The 16,083-nt window shown below is 62.0% G+C and carries 14 protein-coding genes and 2 pseudogenes; 7 read left to right on the plus strand and 9 right to left on the minus strand.

Translation table 11 applies throughout. The annotated features are described in order from the left end of the window. Positions 1 to 33: 33 nt before the first annotated feature. The 3 genes from NCR37_RS25755 to NCR37_RS25765 are packed head-to-tail and all read left to right on the plus strand — an operon-like array spanning position 34 to position 3,421. The gene (locus NCR37_RS25755; protein ID WP_250475644.1) at positions 34 to 1,128 is read left to right on the plus strand and encodes an alcohol dehydrogenase catalytic domain-containing protein; all 1,095 of its coding nucleotides are present in this window, start codon (positions 34 to 36) and stop codon (positions 1,126 to 1,128) included. A 17-nt stretch (positions 1,129 to 1,145) separates the two neighbouring features. Beyond that, on the plus strand, positions 1,146 to 2,690 hold the full coding sequence (locus NCR37_RS25760) for an FGGY-family carbohydrate kinase (RefSeq protein ID WP_250475975.1): 1,545 nt from the start codon (positions 1,146 to 1,148) through the stop codon (positions 2,688 to 2,690). Continuing rightward, the gene (locus tag NCR37_RS25765) at positions 2,687 to 3,421 is read left to right on the plus strand and encodes an SDR family oxidoreductase (RefSeq protein ID WP_250475645.1); all 735 of its coding nucleotides are present in this window, start codon (positions 2,687 to 2,689) and stop codon (positions 3,419 to 3,421) included. Before NCR37_RS25760 ends, NCR37_RS25765 begins: the two co-directional genes overlap by 4 nt. A 1,048-nt stretch (positions 3,422 to 4,469) precedes the next feature. Here NCR37_RS25765 and NCR37_RS25770 read toward each other — a convergent pair. Continuing rightward, on the minus strand, positions 4,470 to 5,645 hold the full coding sequence (locus NCR37_RS25770) for an NYN domain-containing protein (protein WP_250475646.1): 1,176 nt from the start codon (positions 5,643 to 5,645) through the stop codon (positions 4,470 to 4,472). 121 nt (positions 5,646 to 5,766) lie between these two features. Here NCR37_RS25770 and NCR37_RS25775 point away from each other — a divergent pair. Continuing rightward, positions 5,767 to 5,994, plus strand: a pseudogene (locus NCR37_RS25775) (LLM class flavin-dependent oxidoreductase); the annotation flags it as partial. Between the two features lie 46 nt (positions 5,995 to 6,040). After that, positions 6,041 to 6,133 (plus strand): annotated as a pseudogene (locus tag NCR37_RS25780) (hypothetical protein); the annotation flags it as partial. 17 nt (positions 6,134 to 6,150) lie between these two features. Here NCR37_RS25780 and NCR37_RS25785 read toward each other — a convergent pair. Continuing rightward, entirely contained in the window at positions 6,151 to 6,681 is a 531-nt protein-coding gene (locus tag NCR37_RS25785) for a transporter substrate-binding domain-containing protein (RefSeq protein WP_250475647.1), read from the minus strand. 250 nt (positions 6,682 to 6,931) lie between these two features. Between NCR37_RS25785 and NCR37_RS25790 the strand changes: the two genes are divergently transcribed. Both NCR37_RS25790 and NCR37_RS25795 read left to right on the plus strand, forming a co-directional pair. Further along, positions 6,932 to 7,813, plus strand: coding sequence for a MurR/RpiR family transcriptional regulator (locus tag NCR37_RS25790; protein ID WP_250475648.1), 882 nt, complete (start codon positions 6,932 to 6,934; stop codon positions 7,811 to 7,813). A gap of 101 nt (positions 7,814 to 7,914) precedes the next feature. Then, positions 7,915 to 8,097, plus strand: a complete 183-nt coding sequence (locus NCR37_RS25795; RefSeq protein ID WP_250475649.1) for a hypothetical protein — start codon at positions 7,915 to 7,917, stop codon at positions 8,095 to 8,097. 329 nt (positions 8,098 to 8,426) lie between these two features. Here NCR37_RS25795 and NCR37_RS25800 read toward each other — a convergent pair whose 3' ends face one another. The 7 genes from NCR37_RS25800 to NCR37_RS25830 all read right to left on the minus strand — a co-directional run bounded on the left by NCR37_RS25800 (position 8,427) and on the right by NCR37_RS25830 (position 15,948). After that, positions 8,427 to 9,074, minus strand: coding sequence for an ATP-binding cassette domain-containing protein (locus NCR37_RS25800; RefSeq protein WP_250475650.1), 648 nt, complete (start codon positions 9,072 to 9,074; stop codon positions 8,427 to 8,429). 69 nt (positions 9,075 to 9,143) lie between these two features. Further along, entirely contained in the window at positions 9,144 to 9,863 is a 720-nt protein-coding gene (locus NCR37_RS25805; RefSeq protein ID WP_250475651.1) for an ABC transporter ATP-binding protein, read from the minus strand. Then, positions 9,860 to 10,990 (minus strand): branched-chain amino acid ABC transporter permease, encoded by a 1,131-nt coding sequence (locus tag NCR37_RS25810; protein ID WP_250475652.1) that lies wholly within the window; start codon positions 10,988 to 10,990, stop codon positions 9,860 to 9,862. The genes NCR37_RS25805 and NCR37_RS25810 overlap by 4 nt, the downstream gene beginning before the upstream one ends. After that, positions 10,990 to 11,856 carry a branched-chain amino acid ABC transporter permease gene (locus NCR37_RS25815; RefSeq protein ID WP_250475653.1) on the minus strand — a complete coding sequence of 289 codons (867 nt, stop codon included), beginning with the start codon at positions 11,854 to 11,856 and terminating at the stop codon, positions 10,990 to 10,992. The genes NCR37_RS25810 and NCR37_RS25815 overlap by 1 nt, the downstream gene beginning before the upstream one ends. Positions 11,857 to 11,890: 34 nt before the next feature. Continuing rightward, entirely contained in the window at positions 11,891 to 13,117 is a 1,227-nt protein-coding gene (locus NCR37_RS25820; protein ID WP_250475654.1) for a transporter substrate-binding protein, read from the minus strand. A 59-nt stretch (positions 13,118 to 13,176) separates the two neighbouring features. Further along, a complete protein-coding gene (locus NCR37_RS25825; protein WP_250475655.1) occupies positions 13,177 to 14,694 on the minus strand; it encodes an amidase in 1,518 nt (505 codons plus the stop codon). Between the two features lie 204 nt (positions 14,695 to 14,898). Next, positions 14,899 to 15,948 (minus strand): substrate-binding domain-containing protein, encoded by a 1,050-nt coding sequence (locus NCR37_RS25830; protein WP_250475656.1) that lies wholly within the window; start codon positions 15,946 to 15,948, stop codon positions 14,899 to 14,901. Positions 15,949 to 16,083 lie beyond the last annotated feature (135 nt).

Here is a 16,083-nt window from a genome sequence, read left to right on the forward strand (position 1 = left end):
TCTCCTCAAGCTGCGAACTTCAACGAGAGACATATGACGACACAGAACACCGAGTCCCGGATGACCGCCATCGTGTGCCACGCGCCCGAGGATTACCGCGTCGAACAGGTGACGAAGCCGCGCGCCGGCCGCAACGAACTCGTACTCCGGATCGCCGCCTGCGGCATCTGCGCAAGCGACTGCAAGTGCTACACCGGCGCGAAAATGTTCTGGGGCGGCCCGAGCCCGTGGGTGAAGGCGCCGGTGATTCCGGGCCACGAATTCTTCGGCTATGTCGAGGAAGCGGGCGAGGGCGCGGCCGAGCATTTCGGCGTGCAGGTCGGCGATCGCGTGATCGCGGAACAGATCGTGCCTTGCGGGAAATGCCGCTATTGCAAGTCGGGCCAGTACTGGATGTGCGAAGTCCACAACATCTTCGGCTTTCAGCGCGAAGTCGCCGATGGCGGCATGGCCGAGTACATGCGTATTCCGCCGACGGCGCTCGTCCACAAGATCCCGCTTGGGGTATCGCTCGAAGATGCGGCGATCATCGAGCCGCTGTCGTGCGCAATCCACACGGTCAATCGCGGCGACGTTCAACTGGATGATGTCGTGGTCATCGCGGGGGCGGGTCCGCTCGGTCTGATGATGACGCAGGTCGCGCATCTGAAGACGCCGAAGAAACTCGTCGTGATCGATCTCATCGACGAGCGCCTCGAACTCGCGAAACAGTACGGCGCGGACGTGGTCATCAATCCGACGAAGGAGAACGCGCTCGACGTGATCAAGTCGCTGACCGATGGCTACGGCTGCGACGTATATATCGAAACGACCGGCGCGCCGATCGGCGTGACGCAAGGTCTCGATCTCATCCGCAAGCTCGGGCGCTTCGTCGAGTTCAGCGTGTTCGGCGCGGATGCCACGGTGGACTGGTCGATTATCGGCGACCGCAAGGAACTGGACGTGCGCGGCGCGCATCTGGGACCGTACTGCTATCCGATCGCGATCGATCTCCTCGCGCGCGGGCTCGTCACGTCGAAAGGCATCGTCACGCATGGGTTCTCGCTCGAGGAATGGGACGAGGCGATCAAGGTCGCGAATTCGACCGATTCCATCAAGGTGTTGCTCAAGCCGGCCGGTGCGCAGTGATCACGCACACAGAAGCGATGGAATACGTGATTGGCGTGGACATAGGCACGCAGAGCACCAAGGCGCTGCTCGTCGGGCGCGATGGCGCCATCGTCGCGAAGCATTCGAGCAGCTATCAGCCCGATACGCCGAAGCCGCTTTGGGCCGAGCAATGGCCGTCGGTGTGGTTCGATGCCGTCGACGAATGCATCGCACATTGCGTGGCGGAGGCTGTGGCGCAGGGCATCGATGCGGCATCGATTCGCGGCGTGTGCGTGAGCAGTCTTTACGGCGGCTCGGGCATCCCGGTGGATGAAGCGATCGAACCGCTGCATCCCTGTCTCATCTGGATGGACCGGCGCGCGACCGGAGAAGCCGATCGCGTGCGCGAGCAAGTCGATCTCGATCGATTGCAGGCGATCACCGGCAATGGCGTCGACAGCTATTACGGTTTCACGAAAATGCTGTGGCTGCGCGAGCATCGTCCGGACGTGTGGGCGAAGACGCGTTATTTCCTGCCGCCGAACGCGTACGTCATTCATCGTCTCACCGGGGAGATCGCGGTCGATCACAGTTCGGCGGGAAACATCGGCGGCTTGTATGACGTCGCGCGGCGCGGCTGGTCCGCCGAGATGCTCGACGCGCTCGGCATCCCCGCGCGCATGATGCCGCAGCGGCTCGTCGAATCGACCGATATCGTCGGCGGGCTGCTGCCGCAATGGGCCGCGCGATGGGGCCTGGCGGCGGGCACGCCGGTGGTCGCGGGCGGCGTCGATGCGGCCGTGGCGACCTTCGCGGCCGGCGTGGCGCGCGCGGGTCAGCATGTCGCGATGATCGGCACGAGCATGTGCTGGGGCTACATCAACCAGCACGTCGATGCGCGTCATGGGCTCGTGTCGATGCCGCACGTATTCAACGGCACGCGCGATCTGTACGTGTTCGGCGGCGCGATCACGGCGGGCGCGTCAGTGACGTGGTTTCGCGAGCAGTTCTGTCAGGCAGAAATCGCGGCGGCGCGCGCGTTGCCGCACGGCGATCCGCACGTGCTGCTGGAGGAAGCCGCCGCCGCCGTGCCGGCCGGTGCGCAGGGCGCGATGTTCCTGCCGTATCTGATGGGCGAGCGCAGTCCGGTCTGGGATGCGAAGGCGAGCGGCGCGTTCGTCGGCCTGAGTCTCGCGCACACGCGCGCGCATCTCTACCGGGCCGTGCTCGAGGGCGTTTCCTTCGCGCTCAAGCACAACATTGAGGCGGGACGAAAGGGCTCGAAACTGCTCGACGACAAGCTGATCGTCGTGGGCGGCGCCGCGCATTCGCCTCTGTGGATGCAGATCATCGCGGACGTCACCGGCTTTCCTGTCTGGACGATCGGCGAGGAAGTGGAAGCCGCGTTGGGCGCGGCGCTGCTCGCGGCAGTCGGCACCGGACTGGTGACGCCCGATACCGCGCAAACCGGCTGGTCGACGCTCATCGAGCGGGCGCGGCCGGACGCTGCACGCGTGGCCCGTTATGCCGATTATTTCGATGTCTACACGGCGCTTTATCCGGCGCTCATGCCATCCATGCACAGGTTGCAATCGATATGAAAACCGAGTTCGACTTTAGCGGCAAGCGCGTTCTGGTGACGGGTGCATCGAGCGGGATCGGGCGTGCCTGCGCGCAGACGCTGGCGCGTTGCGGCGCACGTGTCGTCGCGGCGGGACGCGATACCGCCGCGCTCGATACGCTCGCGAACGAAACGGGCTGCGCGACGCTGCGGCTCGACGTGGGCGCGCATCGTTCGGTCATCGATGCGGCGCTGGAGCCGTTCGATGCGTTCGATGGTCTCGTGAACTGCGCGGGCATTGCATCGCTCGAACCGGCGCTCGAATTCGACGCGGACGCATTCGACCGCGTGATGGCCGTCAATGCCCGAGGCGCCGCGCTGGTCGCCCGAGCCATCGCGCTAAAGATGGTCGGCCGTGGCGGCAGCATTGTGAACGTGTCGAGTCAGGCGTCGCTCGTCGGCTTGCCGGACCATCTCAGCTATTGCGCATCGAAAGCGGCACTGGATTCGATTACTCGCGTGCTTTGCATCGAACTCGGACGGCATGGCATCCGCGTCAACAGTGTCAATCCGACGGTCACGCTCACGCCGATGGCACGCTTTGCCTGGAGCGATCCGGTCAAGAGCCAGCCGATGCTTCAGGCAATTCCGCTCGGACGGTTCGCGGAGCCAGAGGAAGTCGTGGCGCCTGTTCTGTTCTTGCTGAGCGATGCGGCGTCGATGATCAGCGGGGTTTCGCTGGCGGTCGATGGGGGGTATACGGCGCGGTGAAGGATGGTTGCGTTGACATCACTATTCCCCTTTCTATCAACTTTTCGCAATGTCCTTAACAGTCGCGAATCACGCAACGAAGATCGCGCTACCACGTGGTAACGGCCTTCAGTCAAAACCTCGCGTACTCTGCGATCAAACTGAGGATGGTCTGCCGATGGTTGCGCGGGACGCGAGCATCCGGTCGCGATAGCGGTCTGCGGCGATCGCTGGGCCGACCCTATGACGCCATGCCGCGTTTGGCGGAGTGGTTGGCAACTTCCGGCCGGATTAAACAGACTTCCGGGAAGCGCAACTCTAGAGCCTCGTGGACCGCGCATGGTGGCCCACTCGTTCGCGTGTCTGGCAGATGTCCTCTGCCACCTGATATCGAAGTCTTAGGGCGAACGTCGGCGACCATGTGTGCGCAGAACGTCGCCAACCGGGGTACTGGACGCGCTCGGAACCTCGCCGCTTGGGGGACGCGCCCATTCGGCCGGCCAGGAACGGCTGCCCGTGCCGGCATGCCCGGCCCTGCCAGGAACCGTCTCGGCCGTCACGACCAGATCGTGATAATACGACTTATCACGCTTGCGGCCCGGCGTTCGTGCGCTGTTTAGAGCGAGCGCCTCCGTCGGGGACGGCCCGTAGCGGCGCGATTCAGCGTAACCCCGCTAAAGGAGTTGTCCAGCTTCGAAAGCGCGCGAAGCCCCAGATGGGAAGCGATCGGCGCGAGTCCGATGCCCTCATCGGCCGACGGCAATTAGGTGTAACCGCTGTTAGAGCGTCGATACCGGGTGCGTGATCGTCCTCGCTGCCACACTGGCTTGGACGGGCGGACGAAGCGCGGCGGGGGCAGCGCGGACGCAATCCTGTGTGTACTCGCGGGCTGGGGACTAGCAGACGGCTAGATCGGCAACCTCACCGCACGGGCTGCGAGGTTCACAGTAGCCCGCAGGCACCCTAAGTTCGCCGTGCCACCGGCGTCTCCGTGCTTCGCCACCTTTACAGCGGCGCGCTTCCGTTGGAAACGTTACCAGTGAGCTGCTGAAACGGTATATTTTTGCCGTCACTCATCCGTGGTGCTCTCAACGTCTTTGCGTGAAGCGCGGCTTCGAGAAGTCGATTTGCGCAAGCGCTTCGCCGGCTGTTTCTCGGCGATCGCTCCCTGTACTGACTGCTTATCGCCCTGACTGTCGGCCGTCTCCAGCGCGGATGCGGTTGCTGCGGTCATCTTAGCGCGGCGCTGCCCGGACGCTTTCTCTTTCTTCGGTTCCTTCGGGGGTTCAGACGTCCTGCTCAGAGCGACCGCATCCGCTTCTGGGCGATTCACCGGCGGCGCTTTCTGCGTATCCTCGGACCTTCCCGTATCGGCCTTGTTGTGTTCTCTCGTAACGGCCGGTGCAGCCGTTTGTCCCGCGTCTTTCGCAGTCGTGGCGTACGAACGAGCAACGAAGGCGCCGTTTTTGTCGTCACGTCCCACGGCGAAGACGCCACGCACTTGGGCCTCCTCGAGCAGGTTACCGAACGCCCTAAACCCGTACTGAGTCTCGCTGAAGCCAGGCTTGCGTCGCTTGATCGCGCTCTTAAGCACCGACGCCCAGATCTTGCCGCTTTCGCCACGTTCGAGGGAAAGCGCCTCGAAGGTTTCTGCCGCGATGGCGATCGCCTGCGACCTACGCGCCTCGACTTCCTCTTTCGGCTGGCGATCCTCTTCTGACATACGCTTTGCTTCACGCGCTTCTTGCTTAGCGCTTGCGCGTTGCTGCTCCCGGACCAGATCGTCGTAGAAGATGAATTCGTCGCAGTTTGCGACAAGCAAGTCGGAAGTGGACTGCTTAACGCCGATGCCGATCACCTTCCTCGCGTTTTCTCGTAGCTTGGAAACCAGTGGTGAGAAGTCGGAGTCCCCGCTGATAATCACGAAAGTATCGACATGTGACTTGGTGTAGCAAAGGTCGAGGGCATCGACGACAAGACGGATATCGGCCGAATTCTTGCCGGATTGGCGCACATGCGGAATTTCGATTAATTCGAAACTGGCTTCATGCATCGACGCCTTGAAGCCCTTGTAACGGTCCCAGTCGCAATAGGCTTTCTTGACGACGATGCTTCCCTTTAGTAGTAGACGCTCAAGAACCGGCCTGATGTCGAACCTCTCGTACTTGGCATCGCGTACACCTATCGCGACGTTCTCGAAGTCGCAGAACAACGCCATGTTGACGCTTTCGTGAGGTCCGGCCATACGATTCTCCTGTTGATGCCGTGCATTGCTCAATGCATGCATGATAGCGTGCCGAATATGTGAACTCGACTCAGCAGACTATCCGCCAAAGATGCTGCGACTGTTAGGGCTGACTGCGGCAACCGCGACGCAGATTGCCGACGAGATGGAACAATGGCTCGCCGAGGAAGCCAGCGACGGCTTCGACGCGATGTTCCCGTTCCTGCGCGAAGGCCTCGACGATTTCGTCATCAAGGTGGTGCCGGAGTTGCAGCGGCGCGGCCTCTTCCGGCGGTCTTACGAGGGCGCCACACTGCGTGAGCATCTAGGCTTGCCTAGGCCGGTCAACCGCTTCTTCCAGCGCGGCTGATGCGCGCGGCGTCGCTAGCACGGCGTACGAACTCGCGCGGCGGGGCGTGTCGGTGACGCTCATCGAGAAGGGGATTATCGGCGGGGAACAGTCGGGACGGAACTGGGGCTGGGTGCGCCAGCAGAACCGCGACCTGCACCGGCATCGAGAAGTACTTCAGTTACATGGCGCGCTGCCCGACTTGACCGCGCCCGTGAGACCCGCGAGCGATTCGGGCGTCGGCTTCGACGGAATTTTCGTGAAGTCGGAACGCACCAGTACGCCGTTCACGGTCTTGCTCGTCGGCACCACATAGGAAATGCGCTTCGCGCGTTCCGCCGTCACGTTGAGCGCGGAACCTTCGAGATCGAACGAATGCGAGAGCAGGCCGGGAATAATGCCGCTGAACGCCATGCGCTGATACTCGATCTTCACGCCCAGATGCTTGGCGACGGCATCGAGAATAGCCGGATCGTAGCCGACGATGTTGTTCTTCGCGTCGGTGTATTCGTAGGGCGCGAAGGTCGGGTCGATGCCGACGATCATCTTGCCGCGGTTCTTGATATCGTCGAGCGTGTCGGCGTTGACCGTGGCGACATGACACAGCATCGCGGCCGGCAAGAGGGTGGTCAGTGCCAGGCGGGAAAAGAGCGAGAAGCACGGCATGGACATCGAGTGGAACTCCGTTATGAGGTTGGGTTCGGTCATCGGCATCTACATAAGGCATGATCCGTACCAACTTGCACGGTGAAACAGCCGTTTCGACATCTAACTTGCGGAAACGGGTGATTCTCAAAGCAAAAGCTGGAAACATACGTTCCAGAAAATTCTTCTGCTATGCCAGAATGGAGGCAGCCGCGATTGCCCCACTTGCACGGCAGGCGTGCAAGGCCGGTGACATGCACCGTCGCGGTGCCGGTGCTGCACCGCATCCCGACGCAACGTCAATCACACACTCATGGCTTCATCACAGACGAAGAAGAACAAGCGGCCGGCGTCCATCGAAAGCCGGATTGCGGCGTGCTATGACCAGCTGTCGGAAATCGATCAGCGGCTGGCGGACGTGATCCTCGGCGCGCCCGGACAACTCGCCATGCAGACGGCGACCGAACTCGCGGCGAGCGCGCAGGTGTCGAAGGCCACGGCTACTCGCTTCTTTCAGAAGCTCGGCTACGCGTCATATGACGACGCGCGCGAAACCGCGAAGAACGCCTTGATGGGCGGCTCGCCGCTCTATTTGCAGGAGCGTGGCAGGAAGGAATCGGGTGGCGGTCTCGATGAAATCATCGAAGCGCACATGAATCATGAAGTCACCAACCTTGCCAACACATACCGCTCGCTCGACCGGCAGGTGCTGACCGAAGTGGTGAGCAGCATGGCGAGTGCGCGGCGCGTGGTGATCATCGGCTACCGGCACAGCCACACGATTGCAACGATGATCCGCCGCGAACTCGTGCAGGTGCGTGGCGATGTGACCGTGCTGCCGGCGCCGGGCGACACGCTTGCGGAATACATCGGCGACCTCGGAGCGAAGGATCTCGCCATCGTGATTGGATTGCGGCGGCGCGTACCAGCCGTCGAACTCGCGATGGCGGCGCTGGCCGAGGCAGGCGTCAGCACGCTCTATGTCTCCGACGTCATCTCGGGCAAGCCCGCGCGCCTCGCGCGCTGGGTGATCCGCTGCCACACCGATGGCATGATGATGTTTGACAGTGTGGCAGGCGTGACCTCGATGGTGAATCTCATCTGCTCGCTGGCTGCCGAACGTTTGCGAGAGCGGGGAACAGCGCACTTGCAACGAGTGGAGGCGCTGCATCAGCAATTGCAGGAACTCGAGTAAGACCCGCTCGCCGCGCGAATGCGCTGAACTGAATTTTGGCGCAGCGCGGCATGCCGTATGATGGTCACGTCTCTATGCAGCCACTATGGCCCCCACGTGCGATGAAGTCGCTCACGCTCAGGATATTCCGTGCCCCAAGCGGACAATGGTCCGGACATCTGGTCGTCGATGGCAAGGTGATCGGCGGTATCAGCGGCTGCGCCAGCCCCGAGGTTGTCAGGCGGGCGGTAAGTGAGCAAGGCTTCGATCCCGAGGCCGTCGAGATCGAAGCATCCCCGGATTAGTCAGGCGCGGAGTTGCACTGCGTCGCGTCTCGGGATGCACGGCTGTGCATGCATGATGCGTGGTTGAGCATGCAACTTGCCGCCAGTCGTGAAGCGAGCACGCCGGTGCGCGCCCTCCAGGTTTCCCCGATGGTATGAACTCCATTCGCACCCGGCGTCGCGATGACATGCCGCGCGCCGCCACGATGCAGCGCCAGCGCGGGCATTCTCCGCGCTCGATGCAATCTCCGCGAGAATCGACGCTTCCCTTTCGTTGGCACGAGATGGATCGATGAGCGGCATTCAGTGCGAGAGGAGAGGAACCCGCTGCACGGCCACTAACACGATACCTACGCCGCCACTCCGGTGTATTCGCTGACCTTGTCGAGGTCCATCAGATGGTCGGGGGGAATCTCCCCGCCGAGCTGACCTCGCCGGATCACCAACACGCGCTGCGACACAGCGGCGATGAAGTCAAGATTCTGTTCGACGAGCACGATGGTCAGGCCACGGCGCTCGCGCAATGCGACGAGCGTCTCGCCAATCTCCTCGATAATCGAAGGCTGGATGCCTTCTGTCGGCTCATCTAGCAGCAACAGCGATGGCTCGCCCGCCAACGCACGAGCAAGTGCCAGCAGTTGTTGTTCGCCGCCCGACAGCGATCCGCCCTGGCGGTCGAGCAAGGGCTTCAGACGCGGGAAGTCGTCGAGCAGCGCGCCCAGCGCCTCGTCTGGTTTGCGCCCGGTCTTTACCAGACCGAGCCGCAGGTTGTCATACGCTGTGAGCGTCGGAAAGATCTCGCGCCCTTGCGGCACGTATGCCATGCCACGTCGGGCGCGCGCATGCGGCGGCAGGGTGGTGATGTCATGACCGTCGAAGTGCAACGCGCCCGCCGTCGCCGGCAAAGCGCCGATGAGCGTGCGCAGCAGGGTCGTCTTGCCCATGCCGTTGTGCCCGAGTATGCCGATCGATTCGCCATCGCGCACGCTCAGCGCCACTTCGAATAACACCGGGATCTCGCCGTATCCCGCGCACAGCCCTGTTGCTTTCAGCATCGCGCCTCCGGTTCAGTGCGGCTTCTTGCCGAGGTAGATCTGCTGGATGAACGGATCGCTCATAATGCGCTCGGGCGTATCCTCCCGAACGATCGCACCCTGATGCAGCACCGTCACCGTTTTGGCGATGCGCCGGATGAAGCTCATGTCGTGCTCCACCACGACGAGCGCGTGCCGCCTGTTGATCTCCAGAATGAGTTCCGCCGTTCGCGCTACTTCGAGATCGCTCATGCCCGCAGCGGGTTCGTCCAGCAGGATCAGCGGCGGGTCCGCGGCAATCACGACGGCCAGTTCCACCCACTGACGTTCGCCATGAGCCAGCAGCCCGGTGATCGCATCGCGATGAGACAGCATGCCCACACGCTCCAGCACCTCGCGCGCGACGCGTTCCGTCTGCCGCGGTGTATTCACGCGGCGCGCGGCAAGCCATACGTTCTCCCATACCGAAAGCCCGTTAAAGAGACTCGGCACCTGCGTTTTGATGCCGATGCCGAGACGCGCCGGCTCGTGCGGCTGCATCGCCGTGATGTCCATGCCGCGGAAACGGATCTCGCCCGATGTCGGCTTGACCTGCCCCGTCAGCAGCTTGAAGAACGTGCTCTTACCCGCGCCGTTCGGACCGATCACACAGCGCAGTTCTGCTTCCGCCAGCGTGAAGTCGACGTCGCGCGTTGCATGGACGCCGCCGAAGCGGACGTTGAGCTTGCGCGTTTCGAGCAAGGGCATCGTCATGCGGCCTCCTTGCGTGTCTCATGCCGCTCGTTGGTCTCCTGCAGTTCGTGCGCTTGATGTGTGTCGTTCGATAAGGGCCTTCTGCGCCGAGCCGCGCCAAACAGCCTCATGCCGAGATCGCCCATGCTCGGCACAATGCCCTTCGGCACCATCAGCACGAACACGACGAGGATCGCGCCGAGAACGAGATTCGAGTTGATGGTCTGCTGCGTGCCGATCTGCGTGGTGAGCCATTGAATGGCCACACACCCGACGACCGGCCCCACGAGCGTGCCGAGCCCGCCGACGATCACCCAGATGATGATCTGCGCCGACTGCGCCAGTCCGAAGATGCCGGGGCTCGTGAATGCACCCCAGTTTGCGAAGAGACATCCCGCCAGCCCGGCGATGGCCGCGCCCAGCACGAACGTAAAGAGCTTGTAGACGCGCGAATCGTAACCGAGCAGCAAGAGGCGCTGTTCGTTCTCCTTGCTCGCCACGATGACGCGTCCGATCTTGAACGCAAGCAGCACTCGCAGCAGCAGGTACACCCCGAGCAGTGCGCCGAGCGACAGTTCGAAAAGGCCGCGCGGACTGATAACGTCGTCTATGTTGCCCGGCGTGTTGAGCGGCGGGATGTTCGGGATGCCGTTGAAGCCGCCGAGCGGCGCATTGCCTATCTTCCATTCGGGACCGGCGGTGGAATTGACCACGTTGAAGAGAATCAGCGTGACCGTGAGCGTAATGACGCCCATGTACACATCGGAGAGGCGTCCGTAGAAGATCAGATAGCCGAGAACCGTGGCGAACGCCGCGGGCAGCACGATAGCGAGCATGAACGGCACGGTGCTGTCGCCCATGTTCGTCACGGCAATGGCATAGGTATAGGCGCCGAGCCCGAAGAAGGCGGACTGCCCGAAGCAGAGAATGCCGCCGAAGCCCCATACGAATCCGAGACTCAACGCGAGTATTGCCATGACGGCGTAGACGGTAGCCTGCACGAGCGCGAAGTCGTCGAGCACGTGTGGCAGCACGATCAGCATGACAAGGCCAATCGCGAGCGAAACCGCCGCGCTTTTCCACGACCTGGAGAAGCGCGATAGCGTGTCGGGCACCGGCATCGCGCGGCTGGCTTTGACGGGCGTCATCACAATGCTCCTTTGAAAAAGCGCCCGGTGATGCCGCGTGGCAGCAGCCGCAGCATGACAATGGCGCCTACGAGCAACGCCACTTCGCCGAACACGGGCGTCGAAGCAAAAGTCGCAATCTGATTGATCGCGCCGAAAAGCGCCGACGAGCTGATGAGTCCCGCCACGATGGCAGGGCCGCCGCCGATCACTGTGATGAACGCCTTCGCGACGAACGCGCCGCCCATGGTCGGGACGACTCCGGTCATCGGCGCGAGCAGGCCGCCCGCGAGTCCCGACAGCGCCGCGCCGACCGCGAACGTGATCGAGTACACGCGTCCCGGCGCGATGCCGAGCGCGTCGGCCATTTGCGGGTTCTGCATCGTGCCGCGCGCAATGAGCCCGAGCGGCGTGTGCAGCAGCACCCAGCGCAGCGCCACGCCAATGACGACCGCCACCGCAATGATGACGAGCGTATAGCTGCTCACCGAGTAGCCGCCGATGGGAAAGTTGCCCAGCGGCGCGGAGATGCCTGCGGTCGTATTGCCCGCAATCGACGTCACGATTCCGATGAGCAAGAGCGACAGGCCCCAGGTCGCGAGCATGGTATCGATCATGCGGCCATACAGCCGCCGGATGACCACGCGCTCCAGAGCAACGCCGATGATCGCGACGACGAGCGGCGCCACAACGAGGATCGCAATCCATAGATTCACGCCGAGCCGTATCGCTTCGATCGCGGCATACGCGCCCAGCATCATGAATTCGCCGTGCGCGAGATTGATCACCTTCATCATGCCGAAGATGACCGCGAGACCCGACGAGATCACCACCAGACTCGCTATCGCGTACAGCACTTGTATCAGGATGATCGCAGCAAGATCCATCGTTGCTCCTCTGAATGTCGGCGCACCACGCGCCTCACAGCTTGATGACGTACTGCTGGTTGTCGCGCGGATTCTTGATCAGATTGCACACTGCGCTCGTATCGACCGGAGGCTGGTTCTGGAACGTTTGCACGATGTCGAGCTTGTGATTCTTTACTTGCGCGATGCTCACATTGAGCACGCAATGATGGGTGGCCGGATCGATAGAGACCTTACCGCTCGGCGCATCGATGCTGATGCCCGACTCGAGTGCCTCGATCACTTTCATGCGGTCGATGCTGCCTGCCTTCTTAACCGCCTGCGCCCACAGATTAAAGCCCTGATACGTACCCATCGCGAGTTCGGTGATGTTCGGATAGTTCGCACCGAAGCGCTTGTGGAAGCGCTCCTTGAATGCCTTGTTGACAGGGTTGTCGAGATTTTCGAAGTAGTTGTAGGAGACGAGAAAGCCGTCGCATTCCTCCGGCGAGAGGATGATCTGCTCGTTGCCGCCCGCGAAGGTCGTCGAGGCGAGGGGAATCTTCTTGTGAAGCCCGGCCGCCGCCCATTGCCGGTAAAACGAAACATGCGATCCCCCGACGAGCGCGGACACGAGCATGTCCGGCTTGGCGGATTCGATCTTGGAGATGGTCGAGCCGAAGTTGGTCACGTCCAGCGGAAAGAAGTCGATCGACGTTACGGAGCCGCCGTTGTCCTGCACGAACTTCTTCACCCATTGCGAAGTGATTTGTCCGTAGTTGTAATCCGCCGCGACGACATAGACTTTCTTGCCCCATTGTTTCATCGCATAAGGGATCAGCTTGGCGACCGTCTGCCCCGGCGTCACGCCGGTGCAGAACGTGTTGCGGTCGCATACGCCGCCTTCGTATTGCGTGTTGTAGAAATAGAGCGTGCGATAACGGTCCAGCACCGGCCGCATGACTTCTCGAGATGCCGAAGTGATTCCGCCGTGCACGACGGCCACTTTGTCTTTCAACGCCGATTGTTGCGCGAACTGCGTATACAGCTGCATGCTCGATTGCGGATCGTAGTTGAGCAGCTTGATCTGCTTGCCGAGCAGACCGCCCTGCGCATTCCATTCCTCGACGGCGATGGTCAGGCAATCCGCCATCGGCTTGCCGTATATGTCGAGACCGCCCGACTGATCCGTGATACCGCCCACGAGGATTTCGTCGGCGGCTTCGGCGATGAACGGGAACGATCCAGCCATGCCCGCGGCCACCGACGCCGCGGACGACTTCAGAAACGAACGTCGATCCATATACAGTTCCGAAAAGGGAGGGCGAGAAATGCGCAAGGCGTTGCGGGCGCTTCGATGCTTCAGAGTTTCATCCAGTCGACGGATTGTTCGAACGCATAGGCCCCGCGGTAGATGGTGGCTTCGTCCCAGTGCTTGCCCACCAGCATCATGCCGACCGGTAGGCCATCGACCGTTCCACAGGGCACGCTCATCGCGGGGTGCCCTGTGCAATCGAAGGGACATGTATTGGGCAACATCTCGAACGCACGCGTGATCACTTCCTCGACGCTCGCGCCCGGCTTGGGCAGCGGCGTGGCGACCAGCGGGAGGGTGGGCATCAGCAGAAGGTCGTAGTCGGCGAATGCCGCGTCGTAGGCTGCGGTGAGCTGGCGCGACAAGTTCTGCGACTTCGCATAGAAGTGACCGCGATAGTGCCGGATGAAATACTCCCCGAGCACCATCGTGATCTTCAGGGTTTCGGACAGTTCATCCGCGCGCTCATGCCATCCGGCGTGATAGTCCACCATGCCGGTTACATACAGACCCTTCCAGTTGTAGCCATGGCCGTTGTCCTTCATCATCTGCTGCGTCGCGCCTTCGGCGGCAATGGGCAACCAGATCGCGGGACCGATGCGATGCATGGGAATGGATACTTCGCTGACCTGCGCGCCGAGTTCGGCAAGATGATCGGCAGCCGCGCGCACTTTCGCATCCGATGCTTCCAGCGACTGTGGCCAGCCAAAGCCTTCCTTCACCACGCCAATGCGCAAGCCGCGCACGCCTTCCTTCATGATCTCCGAGTAGGGCTTCGCGACTTGTCCTGCATGCTGCCGCGGATCGAGGCCATCGGGACCGGCTAGCACTTCGAGCATCAGCGCGTTGTCGGTCACATTGGCGGTCATCGGCCCGGTATGGTCGATCGTCAGTTCAATGGGCATGACGCCCGTGTAAGGTACGAGGCCGTGCGTAGCCTTCATGCCGTAGATGCCGCAATACGATGCCGGCATCCGGATTGAGCCGCCCTGGTCGCCGCCAATGGCGAGATCCACCTCGCCTGCGGCCACCAGCGCCGCGCTGCCCGATGACGATCCGCCTGCGGAATAACCCATCTTGCGCGGGTTATGGACCGGAGCGGGCGAACTCGTGTGCGAGCCGCCCGAGAAGCAAAAGTATTCGCACGTCGCTTTGCCAACGATCGTTGCGCCCGCGTCGAGCAGACGCGTGACAATGGTGGCATCGACATCGGGCACGTAGCCTTCGAGTGTGGACGCGCCGTTCATCATCGGCACGCCTGCGAGGCATACGTTGTCTTTGAGCGCGACGGTTTTTCCGGCGAGCTTGCCAGTGGGCGCACCCTTCACTTCGGTCTTCACATACCAGGCGCCGTAGCGGTTTTCGTCGGCAGATGGGCGATAACCAGGCGTGCGTGGATAGGTGACGCGCGGGACGTAATCCGGCAGCGAATCGATCACGTCATACGCATCGAAATTCGCTTGCAGCATAGCGTGATAGGTAGAAAGCTGCTCCTCGGACAGATGCATCCCGAGACTGGTGGCGACTTCGTCAAGCTGGGCGGGCGTGGGACGTTTCACTGCCATGACTCTTCCTCACTCGAACTGATTCATGACGGACTGCCGCCTGCGTTGAGGGTCCATGCAGACGCGGCGAGAGTGAACAGGAGACTTCGTGCAGCGGGTCCCTGATCTGCGAGTCATGGTAGAAACACATATTTTCCAAGTCAACAAAATATTTTCCTTGGAAACTAAATGGTAATGGTGCGTGCTCTTTCTGGCAGCACTGCCTCAGATTCGCGAGATCACTTCAAAATGATGGCCTTCCGCACGCGCGAGATAGATCGGCACATGATTCACACGGCCGCCTGCGTAGGCCGCACCGCGCGCGCTGCGATAGCTCAGCGGCGTCAGGCCGAGTTGCGCGAGACCGGCGTCGCGGGATAGCCGGCGGCGCTGTGCATCGTCGGCGAGTGCGGCGAGGAAATGGACGCCTTCGTATGTCGACTGGCCGAAGGTGTCGAGCGTTGGCGCACGCGCGCCATAGCGTCCGCGATAACGTTCTTTGAAGGCGAGATTCGCATCGGTTTGCAGCGACGCGAAATAGCCTGAGGCGACATACAACAATGCCGTGTTGCGCGCCCCGATACCGAGCAATTCGTTCTCGCCGAGCGCGCACGAGAGGCGCACGACGCGGTCTGCGAGACCGGCTTCGCCGAACGCACGGTTGAAGTCGATGGTGTCCTGACCGATCAGGGAAAGCAGCAGCGCATCCGCGCTTTGCTTACGAATGGCGTCGAGGACTTCGCTGTAGTCACCTGTGCCGAACGGCACGACACATTCGCCGACGACTTGTCCGCCTGCTTCGTTGACCAAGCGGTGCGCAAGCCGATGCGTCGCATGCGGCCACACATAATCGTTGCCAACGAAGAACCAGCGCTTCGGCCGATGCTCGGAATGAAGCCAGTGAATTGCAGGCTGAAGCTGCCGCGCTGTGGTTTCGCCGATGGCGAACACGCCCGGCGTGCGCTCTCCGCCTTCGTAAAGCGGCGTATAGATGAAGGGGAGCTGCCCGGCGACCGCCTTGACGAGATCCAGCCGCACCGCGCTCGTATGCATGCCGACCAACGCGTCTATCGCGTCATCTTCGATCAGCGCTTCCAGCGCGGATTCGAGCTCGCGCGCGTCGTCGCCTGCGTTGATCGTGAGCAGCCTGCAAGGGCGTCCCGCCATGCCCGATGCGTCGTTGACTTCTTCGACTGCAAGTTTCGCCGATGCGAGCGCGCAAGGGCCCCACAAGCCGGCCGAACCGCCCAGGGGCACACACAATGCGATCGTCATCTCCTGCCTTGAACGGCGGGAACGTTTACGATGCTCCATCAATGGTCCGCTCGGGGATTCCAGATATAGGTAATGCACAACAGAATGGCACGCGCGCACCATCACTTACCGGGCCGATGCTCCGTGCACCGATAT

It is taken from the genome of Caballeronia sp. GAFFF1, assembly GCF_023630705.1.
In the GTDB taxonomy this organism is placed as follows: Bacteria; Pseudomonadota; Gammaproteobacteria; order Burkholderiales; family Burkholderiaceae; genus Caballeronia.

Coding starts and splice junctions, on each gene's coding strand:
- NCR37_RS25755 (WP_250475644.1), top strand. CDS start 34: ATGACGACACAGAACACCGAGTCCCGGATGACCGCCATCGTGTGCCAC.
- NCR37_RS25760 (WP_250475975.1), top strand. CDS start 1,146: ATGGAATACGTGATTGGCGTGGACATAGGCACGCAGAGCACCAAGGCG.
- NCR37_RS25765 (WP_250475645.1), top strand. CDS start 2,687: ATGAAAACCGAGTTCGACTTTAGCGGCAAGCGCGTTCTGGTGACGGGT.
- NCR37_RS25770 (WP_250475646.1), bottom strand. CDS start 5,645: ATGGCCGGACCTCACGAAAGCGTCAACATGGCGTTGTTCTGCGACTTC.
- NCR37_RS25785 (WP_250475647.1), bottom strand. CDS start 6,681: ATGACCGAACCCAACCTCATAACGGAGTTCCACTCGATGTCCATGCCG.
- NCR37_RS25790 (WP_250475648.1), top strand. CDS start 6,932: ATGGCTTCATCACAGACGAAGAAGAACAAGCGGCCGGCGTCCATCGAA.
- NCR37_RS25795 (WP_250475649.1), top strand. CDS start 7,915: ATGAAGTCGCTCACGCTCAGGATATTCCGTGCCCCAAGCGGACAATGG.
- NCR37_RS25805 (WP_250475651.1), bottom strand. CDS start 9,863: ATGACGATGCCCTTGCTCGAAACGCGCAAGCTCAACGTCCGCTTCGGC.
- NCR37_RS25810 (WP_250475652.1), bottom strand. CDS start 10,990: ATGACGCCCGTCAAAGCCAGCCGCGCGATGCCGGTGCCCGACACGCTA.
- NCR37_RS25815 (WP_250475653.1), bottom strand. CDS start 11,856: ATGGATCTTGCTGCGATCATCCTGATACAAGTGCTGTACGCGATAGCG.
- NCR37_RS25820 (WP_250475654.1), bottom strand. CDS start 13,117: ATGGATCGACGTTCGTTTCTGAAGTCGTCCGCGGCGTCGGTGGCCGCG.
- NCR37_RS25825 (WP_250475655.1), bottom strand. CDS start 14,694: ATGGCAGTGAAACGTCCCACGCCCGCCCAGCTTGACGAAGTCGCCACC.
- NCR37_RS25830 (WP_250475656.1), bottom strand. CDS start 15,948: ATGACGATCGCATTGTGTGTGCCCCTGGGCGGTTCGGCCGGCTTGTGG.